This window comes from Seonamhaeicola aphaedonensis (assembly GCF_003386195.1).
GTDB lineage: Bacteria > Bacteroidota > Bacteroidia > Flavobacteriales > Flavobacteriaceae > Seonamhaeicola > Seonamhaeicola aphaedonensis.
Genome location: NZ_QRDX01000009.1, coordinates 56,159 through 75,017, shown reverse-complemented (window position 1 = coordinate 75,017; position 18,859 = coordinate 56,159). Strand labels below are relative to the sequence as shown.

The window sequence follows — 18,859 nt, the reverse complement described above, 5'->3', positions numbered from 1 at the left end:
GGAAAAGGTTTCTTTTGAAATTATACCTTTATCTCTTTAACGCAAAATGTCCTTTTATATTGAAAGATTCACCATTGTGGATAATATCGGCAGAAAACCAATAATCATCAGCAGGCATATTTTGCCCATTAAAGGTGCCATCCCAACCTATTGACGTATGATGAAGCGTCTTTAATAATTTTCCATATCTGTTGTATATATAAACCAATGTTCCTGGTAATCTCTCAATACCTACTATATGCCATGTATCAAAATATCTGTCATTATTAGGCGTTACAAACTTTGGTATGTCTATTACAAAAACGTCAGTTTCAATGGGTTCACAACCATTAAGGTCTATGATAGTTACTATATGAGGTCCTAAACTAACATTGGTAAATACATTGGAGTCTTGTGGTTCGCCATTGTCCAAAATATATTGGTAATCACCAATACCACTAACAGTTACGGTAATTGTATTGGGGTCTGTGAAGTCTGCTGTTGCTGTGGCTTCTATTGTTGCTTGAACAGATTGAATAAGATCAAACTCTCTTCTATAAGAACAACTTTGTGGAGACGCAGTTGTAACCTCTACCCATCTATCAGGTGACAAATCACTCAAATCTACTTCTATGGTTGGTGTGGTTTCTCCTGTCCACCATAGATAAGTGTCACCAGAGTTACCGGTATCTGCACTAAGTGTTCTTGGTAAATCATTAATACAAACAGATTCTATATCATTTAGCGGAATTACTGGTAAAGGGTTTATTATAGTTTGAAATTGAGTAACGCTAAAACACCCAGTGCTATTATTTTCAATTCTAGCATATATTGTTTCTCCATTGGTAGCAAGGTATGGAAGGTCTAGTCTGTTTCTATCGTCTTCTGCATTGTTAACGTCGTTTCTATAATAATACACTGAATAGTCGTTAGGGTTTTGTCCTCCTAAAATAACAGCATCATTATCACTTAAATTAAACTCTAGTCGGTTAGAAGTATCAAAATCATCATCACAATAAATTAAATTTGGTGTAGTACCTGATAATGGATTTGGATTGATTTCTAAATTAAAAGATGTGAAAATAGGACACCCATTATTGTTATCTTCAACTCTAACGTGAATAGGAAAACTACCTGCAGAGGGGTAATTGAATATTTTTCCATTGTATGCTCCTGTGTTATTTAGAGCGTCATTTGATGATTCATAATAGCTAATTGTTACATCATTAGTGTTATTTACAACAATGTCATCAATTTGACTTAGATCATAAGTGTTCGTTGGGTTTATACAATCTGATATATTATCAATAGTATTTATAAGTGGTGGCAGATTAACTTGTAACAATAAAGGAATAGAGTCTGTACAGCCTGTATCTGTTTCAACTTGAACATATATTGTTGTGGTACCTGAAACTGGATAACTATTAATTTGGTTTGGGGGAATCTGCATACTTAGAATATCATCTAAGTAGTAAGTGTATGTAACACCACCAAACCTAATGTTATCTACAAGAAATAGGGCGTTAGTTAAATCAAAGTAAGTATTACCATCATGATCTGTGTCACATACAGGATCTATAGTAGCGGTTTGAAATACAGGTTTTGGAAACGTATTAAATCTTACTTCCTCAATAATAAAACAACCATTAGCTGTATTTTCAATTCTTGTATAAAATTGACCTTGTAATTCTTGAGAGTCATACAAATCTGGGAGGCTATTGTTGGCTTTAATTATAGCGTCATTTTCGTCTAAATAAAATTGAATATCTAATGCATTAGTGCTTCCTGTTGCAATTTCCTGTCGTTTAGCTTCTAAGTCAAATGTTCTTAGAAGCGCTTCATTCTGGCAATCAGGTGGAAAATTTGTAAAATTGCTATTGTAGTTTGGATTGGTCCCTATTTCTAATAAAAATGAAGCTTCTTTGTAACAGGTTAAATCGGAAATATTTTCAACACGTACATATATAGTTTCAGCACCATTACTGTTGTACGCCAAGTTTTTGTCTATTTCATCAGTCATAAGGACGTCTCTAAAATATCGCACTGTCTTATCAAATTGACCATTTAATATTTCAAGATCTTTGTCTCTCATGTAGAAGTCAGCATCTGAAGTACCTGCATCTACACATATCTGATAAGGGCTTATAGGAATGATATCTGGATTGGTATTTACAACAATATTAAATGATGTGGTATTATAACAAGCCGTAGCATCTGTAGATTCCACACGAATATAAATAGTTTGTGTAGTTGCATCATAACTCTGTTTATCGAGATTATTCGAAGGGTTATTCACATCAAAATTATCAGCGTCAGTTTGATTGTCAAAAAACTCAATAATTAAATTTGTTGGGTCTATAACAATACTGTTATTATCTATTAAATCTTGAAGCCTTATATTTCTTACACTACTATTGTTGTCATTACAATAGTATTGATCTGCTGGTTGCATTACTGTAGGAGCAGGTATAACTTCCAGTTGAAAATCGTTAACCGTATAGCAGGGGGTAATATTACTTTCAATTCTTGCGTAAAATGTTCCCGAAGATGTGTCATAATATTGGGGAAGTTGGTTAGTCCCGTTATCAGCATCAGTGGGGTTTAAAAAATAACGCACATTAAAATCTGGAGTACCAGCTGTAATTATATCATTAAAAGAATTAAAATCAACAGTTGTGAATCCATCATCATCATTATCGCAGTATGGTATAGGATTTATATCACTAAATGTTACCACGGGGTTAATGCGTAGTAGTACTTCTGAAAGTTCAGTACAAGAACCATTTTCAATTCTGAGATACACTGTTACCGAAGACGTCAATACATAAGGGTTTGAAGTATCTATAGGCATGGTGTTGGCGTCTCTGTTTGCTTCAGTTTCATAATAGGTAACACTTACGTTAGGTAGTCCATTGGCAATAACATTTTCAAGTGTATTAAGATATACATCTACGCTGCCATCATCATCCTCATCACAAAAAGCAAACCCTGTGGCTGGAATGTTGGTTCCGGTTAGTAACAAATTCGTATGTATTTCAATAGGAATTATAGCTAAGCATCCCGTTGTATTATCTTCTAACCTTAAATAAATAACTTGCTCATCTTGATCTGTATTTGCATAATTACCTGGGTTAGCAATAGGACTACTTCCAGATTCTGCATCTGCCTGACTAGTATGATAGGTAGGGGGTAAAAATCCGGTTTCACCATTTAATATATCGTTTAGAACACTAGTTAAGTCAAAATTGTCATAGTAGCCATCATGGTCACTATCACAAGCATCAATATACTGCGTATTACGTACAATGCCTGTATTACCATTTGTAACATTAATGGTTAATGTTAAACCTGATGAAATAACGCATCCAGTTGTATTATTTGCTACTCTTACATAAAGTGTCTCAGTAGGATTCGTATTCACATATGGTTGTGAAATCGGATTCAATCCAGAATTGGCATCCATTGGTGTAAAATGATAGGTAACAAATAAATCAGGATTGCTACCGGTTATTTGGTTATCTTTTTGACTAAGATCTATCTCTGTGCTAGAATCAGGTATATTGTCATTATCACAAACGTCTAAACTAGATGGTTGTGTTACAATTGGTAAGGGATTCACTATTAAATCAAATTCTCCATAAATTAAGCAACCAGTGTTTAGATCTTCTACACGAACATAAATGGTTTGACCACTTGATATTATTGGACTGGTAATATTGTTTGCTGGAGTATCTCTATCTATTGTAGAAGTATAATAGGTGATACTATAATTTATGGGTAGATTTTGTACAGCATTCTCTACATCGGTATTTTTTGTAGAAAGGTCGAATGTTTCCAGCCCATTATTATCATTGTCACATAAATAAAAATTTGAAATTGGGTTGGCAGCTAATTCTGTATCTATAGTTACATTTACTTCATCTTGAATGATACAGTTATTACCATTAATGGATATTTCCACTCTATACAATCCACTTGTAGAAGTTGTAAGTGTAGGATTTGTTTCGCCCGAAATCAAAATATTATCTCTAAACCAAGCATAAGAAGCCAATGGATTTTGAATTTCACCATTTAAAGTAACACTTCCAGAACAGGTGTTAATATCATCACCTAAATCTAATTCGGTGAATGTGTTTGCTTCAATAAATACTGAAGTATCAGAAAGGGGATGAGGTTGCGTAAGATCTGGTGATTCTGCAACGACCAATTTTACATGGTATTGTACATTAGGAAGTACTGTAGTCCCAGCAGTAAGAACGGTAGTTCTACCATTATAGTTAGTATCACCAAAACCGTAGCCATCAAAATATTGATCGTTTGAAGCGGCACATTGTGTTGGGATAGCGTCATGAATATTTCCTACGGTAACTGGATCAGAGCCACCAGGAACAACTGCTATATTTTGGTAAGGGCCTGTGCTAGAGGTCTCTCTTATGAGGAATACAAAACCATCAAAGGCATTACATGGAAAATTTGCAAAATACTCTTCTGATGCTAAAACATAATTAAATTGAATCATATCGGTTAACGATACAAAGTCAAATTCAATAACAGTAGCATTAGCCATGGTTCCTAGCCCAATAAAAGATTCTATATCAGAATCACTTCCCCAACTTCTAGAGCCTTCACTTAATTCATTGCCATTGGAGGTATTGCCACCTGAAGAAGCGTTGCCAGTAGATAAAACGATACCATTCTCAAGAGGAAAATTAGACCCAGATCTTTGAAATGCACCATAACTAGTAAAACCATCTGAGCTTCCATTTATAGATGAAGATACATTAGATATTTCTACGCATCCATTAGCCAAATTGTTTTCAATAAGACTTTGTAATGGAATATTATTGTTGATGGAAACTTGCTGCGAAAAGATTATGTTGACGCCGAGAAACAGTAATATTGCTGCGAAGTTAATCTGTAGGTTCTTTTTCACTTTGTTTTATTTGGGTAAAAACAATAATATGATTTAGTTTTAAGCTGGAAAAATAGTTTTTTTATAGATAAAACGCAAAGAAAATCGGATTAAATGCATTATTACTAAGTTTTTTAAACAGTAATTCTAATTTTTTAAAGTAAAATGGCTTTTAAAAATTCTACCATCTTGAAGTCTCACAAAAAACCAATAATCATCTGATGGCAGTCTTTGACCATTAAATAAGCCATCCCAACCTTCATCTGAAGGGCTTAACTCTTTTAAAAGTTTTCCGTATCTATCAAATATTTGGATTTTGGTATTAGGTTGAAACATATCAGATACACCATATACTTGCCATGTATCACGTATACCATCATTATTTGGTGTAAAGAACTTAGGAAACCCTATCACAGATATAGCATCTCTAACAGTACCACAATTATTTTTAATATCCATTATATTAATGTAATATATTCCAGGAAATACATTTTCGAAAATATTACTTTCTTGAAATGAAGTGACGGGAATATTGTTTTCATCAAGCAACTGGTATTGATATTCACCTTCGCCTGAAGTTAAGGTAGTAATCACATTATTTTGTGAAACATCTTTTACTTGTATGTCATTAATTGTTGCAATATTTGAAGCTTCTACCGTAACAATTCTTGTTTTAGAACACCCATTGCTATTTGTAACAGTTACTAAGTAGTTTCCAATTTCGTTAATATTAACTTCGTAGGTGTCTTCTCCAGAACTCCAATTATAAGAATAGTTGCTTGGTGAATCGTTTAAAATACCTGCGTTTATGGTTATGGGCTCTGGGAAATTATTTAAGCAGTAATAGGTTAAATCTTCAGTGTCAATGTTTGGTAATTGGTTTACGGTCAATAAAATTTCACTAATACCATAACAGTTGTTGGCGTTTTCGACTCTGGCATAAATAGTTTGAGAATAGGGTGTGGTATTGGTAAAAGTATCCCCTAAATCATTTCGCTCTAAAAGAGCGTTTTCATATGTTTCATAGTACGAAATATTGAGTCCTGTTGGAAGGCCAGAAACAATGTTATTTTCAATATCTGTTAAAATAAAAGTGTAAAAGCCATCTTCGTTACCATCGTCATCACAAGCAGTTAAAGTAGCATCGTTTGAATCTGTAACACTCACCTCTAATGTAAGCTCCGAGTAGTTGAAACAACTCGTTTCCTCATTAAAAACTTTAACATAAATGGTTTGTGGGTTTATTGTATTGGCGAAAAAGTTGCCATCTACTTCATGAGTTCTAGAAGGATCAATATAGAATTTTGTAGACAATATTTCATTTCCACCAGTTAAATCTGTGTTGGCTTCATTTAAATTAAAAAGCGTGAAACCATCTTTCGCACCATCTTCATCACATTGAAATAATGCACTATCAAATGCCATTGGATTTTCACTAAATGTAACCCGTGCTAATCCTTCAAATCTATCTTCACATCGTCCTGTATTGGCATCTATAAGTACCGAGTAAAGACCAACTTCATCATTTGTGACTTCCAAGGTATTAGTTTGGTTATTTATAGCAATACCATTTTTTTGCCATTGAAAAGACGCATTTGGAATGTCTGGAGCAACTAAAACGAATGAATCGCCCTCGCACAAAGGTAAATCTGTTGTTGTACCATCATTACCAATAATATCAACCTTTTGAGTAAAAAATGATGTTATAAATGGGGGAAGCCCTTGTGTTGAGTCCAGTCTTAAATTGATAGCTTTGTGTTCATAATTACAGTTTGCACCTCTTAAATTAGGTGTATTTATCACTGACAGATTGGGTAACCCAACAAAATAAGTTTCACTCATCGCTCGATATATTTTGCCATCTAATCCAAGCTGTAATGCACCACGAAAGCCAATCCTTTCATCAATAATAATACCGTTATTGGCTACATCTGCTGCCGTTATATCATACTGAATTAATGAGGTGTATTGAGCAAATCGGTCATTAAATTCATTGGGGTCTCGAGAATCGTAATAAGCGGAAACATAAAGAAACTTGTTATTTTGAGAAAATTCTACACCATAAGCTGACTGTGGTTTATCAGGGCGTGTGCTATTTACCGCAAGTTCTATCTGCCCAGATACCATACCCGTATCTGCATCAAAATCATAAAGGAACAAACCTGATACAACATTGGCATTTGCTATTTTGGTACCGTCTGTTGAGAATTTTAAATATCCTCTAGAATCTGTTATGTTCAAATTAGAAAATGTAGACACTATAGGAGTTGTATTTATGCCATTTTCGGACACTTCATAAGCATAAAATGTATCATGAATAGGGATACTCCTGTTAGGTGTTTCTATTGTTCTCCCAGAAGGACCAAAGGTGATTACCCATAGTTCTTCTGACTCACAATCTTTAACAACAGCACTAATTTTCTCAGAGCTATCGGGACGTAAGTTTATGTTTTTCGAACCTACCACTACATCGCCTAAACCATTATTTAAGCGTAAATCTACTATGGAATAGTTAAAACCGAAATCTACAAGATCGTTAGGACCTTCGGTGTCAACTGTAAAAATGTAGTAAATATTGTTATCCTTAGGCTTTGGTATTACAATAGCAGATTGTGAGCTAGAAGGATCACCAAAAAGTCCACCACTTGCAGAATTTGCATTGGGCATGGGCTTGTGGTTTCTATCCCAAACGGTTATCCCGTCTGTGTAGAATAAAAGGTTACCGTTTTCATCTGATATTGTTGTGCAGCCCTCATTAGTACTTAAGGCACCATCTATCAATTCGGTAACTGTTCCATCTTCATTAAAACGAATTCCAGCATTTTGCCCAAAATACCAATTAGCTGCCTCTTTTTGACCAAATACCCCAAAAACTGAAAATACACAGAGGGATAAAAATAAGAAGTTGTTTTTCATCTTTTACATAGCAAACGCTATCAAAGATATTATAAATCACGCTTTTTTAATAATCTATACGATAAAAAGATGAATAGGGCTGTCCAAGCTAAAACTATAAGCATTTCGTATCCATGTGCTCCATAATCGTAGGATAAATTCGCTTTTTCAGGAAATTTTGTCATTGCAATTCTTTGAAATGGTTGGTCTATGAGCTTATACATAGATTTTAAAGGGAAAAAATTCTGGATCTTTTCAGCGGTATTCATATCAAGTTTCCATACCATTAAGCCAAAAAATATCCATTCAAGTATGTATAAAATAAACAAGAATGCTAGTGCAAAAGCAGATCTTTTAACCAACATACCAAAGAATAAACACAAACTAAAAAATCCAATTAGTTTTATGAAGTATGCCAATAAAAACTCTGTCTCTTGAATAATAATAGAAAACTCATTATAACTTGAATAATAAAAACCAATACAAAAGGAAATAACAAAGATTAATACTGTTGAAATCAACGAAAAGAATATAATTGTGTAAAATTTTGATAGGATAAACTCCTTTTTGCTTAAACCATCAATTAAGTTTTGTTTTATGGTTTTATTACTATATTCATTACCTATCATACTCACAACCACAATAGCAAAAAAGAACTTAAATTGCGATGCAAAAAATGTTGTCAGATGCCATATAATAGGAAAGTTAAAGATTCCTAATTCACCCAATTCTAGTGTAAAAAAGCCAAAAACGTTTATTCTTAGTGAGGATAACAATATGACAAAAAATGGTAAAACAAATGATACAAAAATGAGTGTCATGCTTGTTCTATTTAGCAGTAGTTTTTGTAATTCTAAATTTAAAAGTCTTAACATGGTACTAAATTTGGTTGGCTTGGTTGTCTGTTAATTGCAAGAATTGTTCTTCTAAACTTTCTTTGCGTTGTACTAATTGGGTAAGTATGATTCCTTTTTCAAAAAGGTATTTATTAAAATCATCAGAGCGCATAGGCTCATTTAAAAACGCTACAATCAGATCGTTTTCAACTTTTATTTTACTAAAGGAAGTGTGTTTTTTTAATAGCTCAACCAACGCCTCTTGCTTGTTGCATTTAAGCTCAAAAAATCCGTGACTAGATATCATCTCATCAACCCTACCAGAATATAGTTTTTTTCCTTTTCTCAAAACAACCACATGTGTACAGACTTTTTCAACTTCATCTAGTAAATGAGACGCCAATAAAATAGTAGTTCCTTTAGCAGCAATCTGCTTTATTATTTCTCTTATTTGGTGAATTCCTTGTGGGTCTAATCCGTTGGTAGGCTCATCAAGGATTAAAATCTCTGGATCGTTTAATAGGGCAGAGGCAATAGCAAGTCTTTGTTTCATACCCAAGGAAAAGGTTCTGAATTTGCTATGTTTTCTTTCTAAAAGCCCCACAATTTTTAGTTTTTCTTCAATTTTACTGTAATCAACCCCCTTAATTTTACAGACTAATTTTAGATTTTGATAACCAGACATATAGGGATAAAAATTAGGACGCTCAATAATAGCGCCCACTTTTTTAAGCGCCTCATGGGTAGACATTTTACCGTCAAACCATTGAAAATCTCCTGATGTTTTGTTGACCACATTTAAAACAACACCAAGCGTCGTGGATTTTCCACTACCATTAGGTCCTAAAATACCATAAACATTTCCTTTCTTTATGGAGAAAGAGAGGTCTTTTACTGCTGTTAAATTGCCAAATTTTTTGGTAAGGTTGTTAATTGTAAGAATGGATTCCAATTTATAACGTTTGTGTGCCAAAGTTAATTTGGCAAGGGTTAGTTATAAGAGTAAGACGAACCTGTCTATATTTTGTTACATGATTGCATCAAAACCTTCAAAAATAACTAATTTTACAGCATGAAGGATTTAAAAATTTCGAAGCGCAAGCCATCTTATCCAATAAGTGAAAAATTAAGCAATTATCTAACCGAATATAATAGAAACACTGAGATTCCTATTTTCTATGAGGATTTGCTCAGATTTCAGGGTTCTATTGTGGTATATGATGAAAAGGAAAATGATACTTTATGGGTTAGGGTATATTACAACGACTATGAACGTGAGGAAATAGAGCACTCCTTAAAAAAGGTGTATACCATTCTGCACTCTGATGGGAATGATGATATGGTGCCCTTTTTAAGTGTTGATGCTATTGACTTTTGTACGTTTGGAAACTCAAAACCATTCAGAATTAAAATCAGGAATATCTTAAATGATAATTTCACCTATTTTTATATTAAAACTGCTGATGCTTCCAGAATTTACGGCTTAGAGTTTGAGCATATGTTATCTCCTTACAATCTTAACTTTTTGGTTTACAAAGACACCTTAATCGAAGAGCATATTTCTGGTATTCCGGGTGATGTTTTTATAAAAAACATGTTGCCAGAATGTAGTAGGTCTGAAAAGGCTCAAATTGCTAAGGAGTTCGTAAAGTTTAATGAGCGTTGTATGATTCGGCTTTTAGGTGATATGCGTTCCTATAATTATGTGATAGTACCAACCCATGATTTTGACCATGTTGTTTATAAGGTAAGGGCTATAGATTTTGATCAACAATCCTATGAAGGTAAGTTCAACATTTATCGTCCTCAATTTTTTAAAGAAAATATAAATATGGTTAGAATGGTTTCTGAAACCTTTGAAAAACTGTCTATTGCTCAATATAAAACCGAAGAGCGTTCTATTTTAGTAAAACGATTAAAAAGTAGTCATAATCGTATAGCTATGTTATTATCTTGTATGAAGGAAGATACCATTTCTACAAAACAACATATAGATATGTTAAAAAAGGACATCTTTAAATATTCTAAAGATGAAAAGTTTTTAAAATGTAAAACTATGGGTGAAATTTTGGAGTGTGGATTACAATTTTTAACCACTAACTACGAAAATGTAAATCCTTTAAAATTAAAATAGAGGTTAATTCCAGTTTTCGTCAAAGTCTAAACTTTCGTAATCATCAACATCATAACCATTTTCAAATTCATCGAAGTCTTCTCCTTCTTCTGATTCAAATGAAAATTCTGGTGCCGTATCAGGAATCTGACCATGAACAAACATTAGGTTGGGGTAGTCTGTGCTTTCAGCTTCTTCTACAATTTCAGCTAACTCTACATAAAACGTCCACATACTTAAAAAATCGTAGATGTAGATTAATTTTGGTTGTGCTTCATGAACTACATCATTTATGGTGGTCTCAATCATTAGGCGCGCAGAGTTATCGTCACTTAAATCGAAGAGCGATATTTCTTCACCTTGATTCCATTGGTCATCACTTAAGTAAAACGAAGCCATTTCTGTTCCGTCAAACCCAAAAGATTGCGTAATAATATTGTGTAAATCCTCTAAAGAATCAGTTTCTCTAATTTCTAAATCACGAAAAATATCCTCTTCCGTATCATTATCAAGTATTACTCTAAACCTGTAAATCATGGTAAATAATTATGAAGCAAAGTTACGTTTTTTTGTTTTATTTGCTGAAACGATGTAGTGTAAATGTCATGGCGCTTAACAAGAAAAAGGCACCAACCTGATGAGCTACACCTAGCCAAACAGGAACTTGTAACAAAATAGTAAAAACACCAAGTAAAAATTGAAGTAAAACAAAAATATTTAAAATTTTAATTCCTTTTAATTGATATGACGTAAGTGTTAATGATTTAGATTTTTTCCAAATTATAAAAACAAAAAGTACCACGATGTAGGCTAACATTCTGTGTACAAATTGCACACCGCTTTTACCTTCAATGAAATTTTTTAGTAACGGTTCTTGTTCTATGTATACCGTTGGGTGTATGAACTTGCCCTCATTCATCATAGGCCAATGATTATGAATAAATCCAGCATCTAAACCAGCAACAAAAGCCCCATATATTATTTGAATTAGTAGAACCACTAATCCCCATCTTAACAAATTCCTGAATTTTTTATTGTAAGGTTTTGGGTTGGGGAATATTAAATCTAGAGCTACCCAAAACGTGTAAGCAAACGTTAAAAATGCTGTAGTTAAATGGGCAGCCAATCTGTAATGACTAACATCTGGGTTGTCAACCAAGCCACTTTTAACCATGTACCAACCTAAAAACCCTTGAAAGCCTCCCATGAGCAATAAGATGATTGCTTTTTTAACTGTAGGTTTTGAAAGTTGATTCCTTATTAAAAAATAAACGAATGGAATAAAGAAAACTAATCCGATAAGTCTGCCAATAACACGATGCAACCATTCCCAAAAGTAAATGTCTTTGAAATCTTCTAATGTAAAATGGCTATTGAGTTTTTGATATTCTGGATATTGCTTGTACAAATCAAACGCTTCTTGCCAATCCAACTCATTCATAGGAGGAATAGTGCCCGAAATAAGTTTATAATTGGAAATTGAAAGTCCTGAATGGGTTAGCCTTGTAATTCCTCCTACCACAACCATAATAAAAATCAGGAAGCATCCGGTTAATAGCCAATAAATGACTGTTTTATTATCTTTTGTTGCCACTAATTCAAAAATTTTTAAATTCTACTTTCTAACTTCTAAACCTAATTTTTTTCCTTTATCAAGCATAAGTTTATATGCTGCTTCGTATTCGTTTGGAATATCGCCATCAAGAATGGCCTCTTTTATAAATTCTTTTATAACGCCAATTTCACGAGAAGGTTTTAATTGGAATGTTTCCATTATTTCTTCACCAGAAATGGGTGGTTGGAAATTTCGAACATGATCACGTTCTTCAACTTCAACAATCTTCTCACGAACTATTTTGAAGTTATTATGATACTTTTTAAACTTTTTTGGGTTTTTAGTTGTAATGTCTGCTTCACAAAGTGTCATCAAATCATCTACATAATCACCAGCATCGAAAACCAAACGTCTAACTGCAGAATCTGTTACAATATCTTGGGCTAAAACAATGGGTCTGGAACTCATTAATACCATTTTTTGTACAAACTTCATTTTGTCATTCAAGGGCATTTTCAATCTTTTGAAAAGCCGATAGACCATTTTTGAACCTTCAAATTCATGTCCGTGAAATGTCCAGCCAATTTTTTTATGAAACTTTTTCGTTGGTGCTTTACCAATATCGTGCAATAGGGCAGCCCAACGCAACCACAGATTATTGGTGTGTTCAGAAATATTATCCACCACTTCAAGTGTGTGGTAAAAATTATCTTTATGGCGCTGACCTTCCACTTCTTCTACGCCTTTTAAAGCGGTTAATTCTGGTAGGATGAATTCAAGCAGTCCTGTTTTTTCAAGTAGTAAAAAACCAACCGAAGGTTTCGGGCTTTCCAGAATTTTATTTAGCTCTGTGACGATGCGCTCTTTGGTAATTATATCAATTCTGTCAGCATTTCGAGTGATAGCATTTAAGCTTTCTTCTTCAATAGTGAAATTTAGTTGTGCGGCAAACCTTATGGCGCGCAACATTCTTAAAGGGTCATCACTGTAAGTTACATCTGGATTTAAAGGTGTTTTAATTATTTCGCTTTCCAAATCCTTAATGCCATTGAAGGGATCTAATAGCTCTCCAAAATTATTAGAGTTAATACTCAAGGCAAGAGCATTTATTGTAAAATCACGTCTATTTTGGTCCTCTTGTAAGCTACCGTTTTCAACTACAGGATTTCGGCTATCTTCTGAATATGATTCCTTTCTGGCACCCACAAATTCTATTTCTAAATCTTCATACCGCAACATTGCAGTGCCAAACGTTTTAAAAACCTGTACTTTTGGTTTGTTAGGTAGTTTGTTTGCAACTTCCTTAGCTAGTGCAATACCACTACCAATGGCAACAATATCAATGTCTTTGGCATTTCTTTTTTTGAGAATAAAATCACGGACAAAACCACCAATAACGTAGACCTCCAATTGAAGTTTATCGGCAGATTCTGTTATTGTTTTAAAAACGGGGTGTTGTAAAGCTTCTTTGTAATTCATTCCTGTAGCCATAATTTTGTGATTGTTCACAATCATTCTTTTTAGGCTCTAATAATTTTTACGATTCCATTATTACTTAGTTTAATAATAGAAGACGTTTTTACGCAACGTTTTTCACGGTGTAAATTTACAACATAGTCTACTCCTTTTAAAACCTCTGGCGCTATTTCTTTATAAGATTTTGGGGTGGGTTGCCCACTAATATTTGCTGATGTTGCAACAATACCTCCGTTAAATTTTCTTGAAAGCCAATAACAGAAATCGTCATCAGGGATTCTAATCCCTATGGTATTATCTTCTGCAATTAAGTTTGGTGCTAAATTTTGTGCCTCGTCATATATAATAGTAGTGGGTTTGTCTGTTATATCGATTATGTTTTGAGCTGCAAGGGGTATTTGCTTTACATATTTTTTCAGCATTCTGTTATCAGCAACTAAGCATATTAACGCCTTTCTATCTTCTCTTTGTTTGAGTTTGTAAATTTTTCTTATGGCTTCTTCATTAGTAGCATCACAACCAATACCCCAAACAGTATCAGTTGGGTAGAGTATAAGCCCTCCTTGTTTTAAAACCTTTATAGCTTTTTGAATTTCTTTTTCCATGCTTTAAAATAGGAGCAAATTTAGCATTAGTTTTATAGAAAGTCTAAATCTTCGTAATATTGCTGAAAATTTAAGCGAGGATAAACTTATAATTGAGGATGTAGCTATATGCTAGGTTGTTATGGTTAGAAAAACTAAGGTTTTTGTAAAAAGAAAAATTAGGAAAACGTTTCAGGAGGTATATTCTAAAAAGGACATAAACGAATTAGGAGATAAACCATTTGTTATTATTTCTAATAATTGTTGGGGTGGTAGTGCATATCAGTGGTATAAGCGTGAATATAACACTCCTTTTGTGGGGCTTTTTTTTTACGGCGCTTGTTATATGAAATTACTTAAGAATTTCGATTATTATATAAAGCAAGAATTAACTTTTATTCCTAAATCAAAATATCCAGACATAGGGAAGTCGTATCCCATAGGTTTATTAGACGACATTGAAATACATTTCGAGCATTTTAATAGTAACGAAGAGGCTAAGAAAAAATGGGATAGAAGAAGGGATAGAATGCTTAAGGTGAAAAATAAAGACAGATATTTTTTTAAAATATGTGATAGGGAGTTAACAACTAAAGATGATTTAGTTGAATTTCATAATTTACCCTACAAAAATAAAATTTCGTTTTCAATTCATAATTACGATGAGCTGAAAGAAGAAAATCATATCAAAGTTTTGGAGATAGATAGAAAAAATAGAAGTGTTCCTAATGGAAAAAAATTATTCGAATTAACATATCTTTATTTTAATATGAATGAGTGGTTAATGAAGTGATTTGTTAAGTGAATAATTTATAGAAAAGGAAATGTTTAAGGCAAAAAATTAAAACATAGTTTATTTTGATTTCCATAAAACTAAAAGAGAAAAAGGTTTTTAACGATAATGTTAAGTGTAAAAAAAAATTAACCGAGGTAATTTGTAATTTTAGCAGTATTGAAGGTGGTGTAGGGGAACGTAATATTATTAAAATTGTTAATGTAGATGGAGTTAATTTAAATATCAAATCTTTTAAGATCCCCAATATTTTCAATCAAATTGCCTACAAATTTTTTAGGAAAAGTAAAGCTCAAAGATCATTTGAGTATGCCAAAAAGTTAATTGAGTTAGAGGTAGGTACTCCTAAACCAATAGCCTATTTTGAATATGAGTCGTTGTTTTTATTCAATAAAAGTTTTTATGTAAGTGAACAGTTAGATTATGATTTTACTTATAGAGAACTTACACATGATTTTAATATCCCAGATTACGATAAAATACTAAGGCTATTTACACGGTTTACCTTTTCGTTACATGAAAAAGGAATTCATTTTTTAGACCATTCACCAGGAAATACGCTTATTAAAAAAAATGGTGACAAATACGATTTTTATTTAGTAGACTTAAACCGAATGAATTTTGGTGCCATGGATTTTGAAACTAGAATTAAAAACTTTGCAAGGTTAACTAAGCACAAGTCTATGGTTGAGGTTATGAGCGATGAGTATGCCAAATGTTCTAATGTAAATTATAGCAAAGTTTTTAGTTTAATGTGGAGAGAAACTCAGGCTTTCCAAGAAAGGTTTAATAGAAAAAAAAGATGGAAAAAGAAACTTAAGTTTTGGAAAAAGTAACTATGTTCTGTTTTTGCGTAATAGCCAAAGTTTTACATACCTCATGAAAATAACGTATGCCTGTATATATCCTATAGTAAACCCTACAACTCCATCTCTAAAGCCACTTTGAATTATGTAATGTTTAAAAAACCCCCAAAAAGGTTTTATTACAAAGTGATAGGGCGTTAATCTTCCTGTTTTTTTGTCGTAATCTTTGGCCTGCCACCAAGCGTACCGATTCATTTTTTCAATATACTTGTCAAAACTAATATAAGTATTGTGGTACAGTTTGTTGTTCAATTTACCAACGTTACCATTTGTGATAATTTCTGCATGAACATGTTTGTCTTCATATTTGCAATAATCGCGTTTAAAAAGCCTGATGACCTTATCATTTCTCCAACCACTATAATGAACTCTTTCCCCCATAAAGTGGTTGTTGCGTCCGATCCAAAACGCTACCACATCTGAAGGTGGATTGTTTAGAATGTCTTTAATTTCACTTTTAAGTTCAGGAGTAACACGCTCATCGGCATCAACCAATAAAATCCATTCAAATTCTGCTTGCGGAATGGCCCAGTTTTTTTGGGATGCAGAATATTTGTAGTCTCTTTGTATAACTTTTGTTGCTAGTTTTTGAGCTTTTTCATAAGTACCATCAGTACTATTACTATCAACAACCAAAATTTCATCTGCAAAATCAACAGATTTAATAACTGCTTCAATATTATGGATCTCGTTTCCTGTAGGGATAAGTGCAGTAAGCTTTGTCATAGATTACTTTTTTATTGGACTACCAAAGATTTTATATATTTTCAGCCTTCTTAATAATGATAAATTTCTTTTTTAAACAAACGAAGCTTTTTATCAGGATACCAATCAGAATGCTTAATCCATTGTCCGCAGTAATTGTTTAAACGGTTGCAATAATAGCCATCATAAGCCCAATGTAATTTTACTTTTAAAATACTTTGCTTTAAAGTTTCAGATAGTGCTTCATCACCATCTAGTGATAAAATGTAATTGTGCCTAGCCAAGGTAACAGCATAGTTTTTTTGTTCAATATAGCCCTCAAAGGCATGTTGATAAAATGTCACATTGAATGATTTGCAAATCTCGGGGGTTTTATCAGTTGAAAATGAATCTACCACAACAATTTCATCAGCAATACCTATTAAAGAGCTTAGGCGTTTTTCAAGATGTTCTTCTTCATTATAAGTTATGATTACAGCTGATATTTTTAAAGAACTATTCAAAGTATAAATTAGGGTTGTTTTTTAAAGATTTTTATTATGAAAAATTCTGATAATCTTTTTGTATCAATTTTTCGATAAGATAAAAATTATTTTTATTAACTGCGTATTGAAATCTATTAGCTACCACAAGTGGTAATTTTTGTAATTTTCTTTTGGTGCTTTCCAAATAATACTTAATTCCTTTATGCTTATTTTTCCACGAATCTTCCCACCAATGTATGCAAATGGTATTTTCTGTGATACATTCTGGGCTATATGTTTCTTCCCAAGAAAAAGGGTAAAAATAATCGTATGGGAGTAATAATATATTGTTTAAGTGTTGTTTGTTAGTGTTTGTTAAACCGTAACCTCTTAAAATACTGCTAACAATTGGTGGGCCTCCCATTGCATTGAAATTTAAACGTTGCTTAATCTCGGTAGCTTTAATGCAATCCAAAACAAAAGGATTTTGTTTGCTAGAGCCAATCACCGCCGAATTTAACGGGTATTTCCCTTGTATTGATTTTGTTTGAAATCCAATAAATGCAGATTCCTCATGTAGACTTCCAAACGGTTTTATAATTTCTATATCGGTATCTAAATAAATGCCACCTTCTAAATATATTGAGTACAACCTAATATAATCGGTAATAAAAGACCACTTTTTTTGTTTATATAGTAGTTTTAAAAAAGGAAGTTCATTAAAAGGAGTATTAGTTTCGTCCCATTTTTTTATTTCATAATCAGGTAATTGTTCTTTCCATGAAGCTATACACTTTTCAATAGTACTATTATAACTTCCCTTGCCGTACCAACAGAAATGAATTTTTTTTGGAATCATACTCAATTAAGTATTAATTTTGACTGTACAAACATAATTTAAATAAATCTTTAAAAAAACTATAATGGGTATAAGTGGGTTGGTAATAACATATAATGAAGAGAAAAACATAGGGAAATGTATTGAAGCATTATTTAAAGTTTGTGATGAAGTTATTGTAATAGATTCTTTGAGTAAGGACAATACTTTAGCAATAGCCAAAGAAAAGGGAGCCAAGGTTTATACTCAAGAATTTTTAGGAGATGGGCCTCAAAGAACCCATGGGCTTCAGTTTTGTAAAAATGATTGGATTTTAAATCTCGATGCTGATGAATTTTTAGATGCTGATGCAATAGATTTTATTTTAAATAAAAAATATTTTAATGGAAATTTTGATGCTTTTTCTTTTAGAGTAAAGAATTATTTAGGTGATGAGTTAATTGATTTTTCAGGTTGGTATCCAGACCATAAGGTTAGGTTTTTTAACAAAAAAACAGCAACGCCATCCGATTCAAAGGTGCATCAACGAATATTAACAACCAATGAGAAGAAGGTTAACGTTCATATACTGCACTATGGTTGGGATTCTTTCGAGCAAATAATTTCAAAAAAGAATCAATATTCCACCTGGCATGCTAATCAACTTTTTAATCAAGGAATTCGAGTTAGTAAGCTTAAGCCAATAATTAATGGAACAGTAGCTTTTTTAAGATGTTATTTTCTTAAGAAGGGTGTTTTTAATGGAATAGATGGTATATCAATAGCATTAATTCAAGCTTTTTTTTCCTATATGAAATATGCTAAGCTTTTAAAGTTACAAAGGGTAAAAAAATAAAGCGTTAA

The 18,859-nt window shown here is 32.7% G+C and carries 15 protein-coding genes; 4 read left to right on the top strand and 11 right to left on the bottom strand.

Annotation, left to right across the window (positions count from 1 at the left end; all coding sequences use genetic code 11):
- Window positions 1-28: 28 nt before the first annotated feature.
- The 4 genes from DFQ02_RS13800 to DFQ02_RS13785 all read right to left on the bottom strand — a co-directional run bounded on the left by DFQ02_RS13800 (window position 29) and on the right by DFQ02_RS13785 (window position 9,574).
- Window positions 29-4,912 carry a T9SS type B sorting domain-containing protein gene (locus DFQ02_RS13800; RefSeq protein ID WP_116525035.1) on the bottom strand — a complete coding sequence of 1,628 codons (4,884 nt, stop codon included), beginning with the start codon at window positions 4,910-4,912 and terminating at the stop codon, window positions 29-31.
- A gap of 126 nt (window positions 4,913-5,038) precedes the next feature.
- Complete coding sequence (locus DFQ02_RS13795; RefSeq protein WP_116525034.1) at window positions 5,039-7,807, bottom strand: T9SS type B sorting domain-containing protein; 2,769 nt, start codon at window positions 7,805-7,807, stop codon at window positions 5,039-5,041.
- 29 nt (window positions 7,808-7,836) lie between these two features.
- The gene (locus DFQ02_RS13790) at window positions 7,837-8,661 is read right to left on the bottom strand and encodes an ABC transporter permease (RefSeq protein WP_116525033.1); all 825 of its coding nucleotides are present in this window, start codon (window positions 8,659-8,661) and stop codon (window positions 7,837-7,839) included.
- A gap of 4 nt (window positions 8,662-8,665) precedes the next feature.
- The gene (locus DFQ02_RS13785; protein WP_116525032.1) at window positions 8,666-9,574 is read right to left on the bottom strand and encodes an ABC transporter ATP-binding protein; all 909 of its coding nucleotides are present in this window, start codon (window positions 9,572-9,574) and stop codon (window positions 8,666-8,668) included.
- Window positions 9,575-9,694: 120 nt separating this feature from the next.
- Between DFQ02_RS13785 and DFQ02_RS13780 the strand changes: the two genes are divergently transcribed.
- Window positions 9,695-10,756 carry a hypothetical protein gene (locus tag DFQ02_RS13780; RefSeq protein WP_116525031.1) on the top strand — a complete coding sequence of 354 codons (1,062 nt, stop codon included), beginning with the start codon at window positions 9,695-9,697 and terminating at the stop codon, window positions 10,754-10,756.
- A gap of 3 nt (window positions 10,757-10,759) precedes the next feature.
- On the opposite strand, the gene DFQ02_RS13775 is transcribed toward DFQ02_RS13780, so the two are convergent.
- From DFQ02_RS13775 to DFQ02_RS13760, 4 genes are read right to left on the bottom strand one after another with little or no spacing between them, the layout of a single operon-like run.
- The gene (locus DFQ02_RS13775; protein ID WP_116525030.1) at window positions 10,760-11,272 is read right to left on the bottom strand and encodes an IS1096 element passenger TnpR family protein; all 513 of its coding nucleotides are present in this window, start codon (window positions 11,270-11,272) and stop codon (window positions 10,760-10,762) included.
- A gap of 37 nt (window positions 11,273-11,309) precedes the next feature.
- Window positions 11,310-12,329: a COX15/CtaA family protein gene (locus DFQ02_RS13770; RefSeq protein ID WP_116525029.1), complete on the bottom strand. Its 1,020-nt coding sequence runs from the start codon at window positions 12,327-12,329 to the stop codon at window positions 11,310-11,312.
- Window positions 12,330-12,350: 21 nt separating this feature from the next.
- On the bottom strand, window positions 12,351-13,769 hold the full coding sequence (locus DFQ02_RS13765) for a CCA tRNA nucleotidyltransferase (RefSeq protein WP_116525091.1): 1,419 nt from the start codon (window positions 13,767-13,769) through the stop codon (window positions 12,351-12,353).
- A 41-nt stretch (window positions 13,770-13,810) separates the two neighbouring features.
- The gene (locus DFQ02_RS13760) at window positions 13,811-14,371 is read right to left on the bottom strand and encodes an L-threonylcarbamoyladenylate synthase (RefSeq protein WP_116525028.1); all 561 of its coding nucleotides are present in this window, start codon (window positions 14,369-14,371) and stop codon (window positions 13,811-13,813) included.
- 121 nt (window positions 14,372-14,492) lie between these two features.
- Here DFQ02_RS13760 and DFQ02_RS13755 point away from each other — a divergent pair, with 121 nt between their 5' ends.
- Complete coding sequence (locus DFQ02_RS13755) at window positions 14,493-15,143, top strand: DUF1919 domain-containing protein (RefSeq protein ID WP_116525027.1); 651 nt, start codon at window positions 14,493-14,495, stop codon at window positions 15,141-15,143.
- Window positions 15,144-15,217: 74 nt separating this feature from the next.
- Window positions 15,218-15,979 carry a lipopolysaccharide kinase InaA family protein gene (locus DFQ02_RS13750; RefSeq protein WP_116525090.1) on the top strand — a complete coding sequence of 254 codons (762 nt, stop codon included), beginning with the start codon at window positions 15,218-15,220 and terminating at the stop codon, window positions 15,977-15,979.
- Here DFQ02_RS13750 and DFQ02_RS13745 read toward each other — a convergent pair whose 3' ends face one another.
- From DFQ02_RS13745 to DFQ02_RS13735, 3 genes are read right to left on the bottom strand one after another with little or no spacing between them, the layout of a single operon-like run.
- On the bottom strand, window positions 15,980-16,735 hold the full coding sequence (locus tag DFQ02_RS13745; RefSeq protein WP_116525026.1) for a glycosyltransferase family 2 protein: 756 nt from the start codon (window positions 16,733-16,735) through the stop codon (window positions 15,980-15,982).
- A 50-nt stretch (window positions 16,736-16,785) separates the two neighbouring features.
- Entirely contained in the window at window positions 16,786-17,217 is a 432-nt protein-coding gene (locus DFQ02_RS13740) for a glycosyltransferase family 2 protein (protein WP_116525025.1), read from the bottom strand.
- 34 nt (window positions 17,218-17,251) lie between these two features.
- The gene (locus DFQ02_RS13735; RefSeq protein ID WP_116525024.1) at window positions 17,252-18,037 is read right to left on the bottom strand and encodes a glycosyltransferase family 32 protein; all 786 of its coding nucleotides are present in this window, start codon (window positions 18,035-18,037) and stop codon (window positions 17,252-17,254) included.
- 64 nt (window positions 18,038-18,101) lie between these two features.
- Here DFQ02_RS13735 and DFQ02_RS13730 point away from each other — a divergent pair, with 64 nt between their 5' ends.
- Window positions 18,102-18,851: a glycosyltransferase family 2 protein gene (locus tag DFQ02_RS13730; protein WP_116525023.1), complete on the top strand. Its 750-nt coding sequence runs from the start codon at window positions 18,102-18,104 to the stop codon at window positions 18,849-18,851.
- Window positions 18,852-18,859 lie beyond the last annotated feature (8 nt).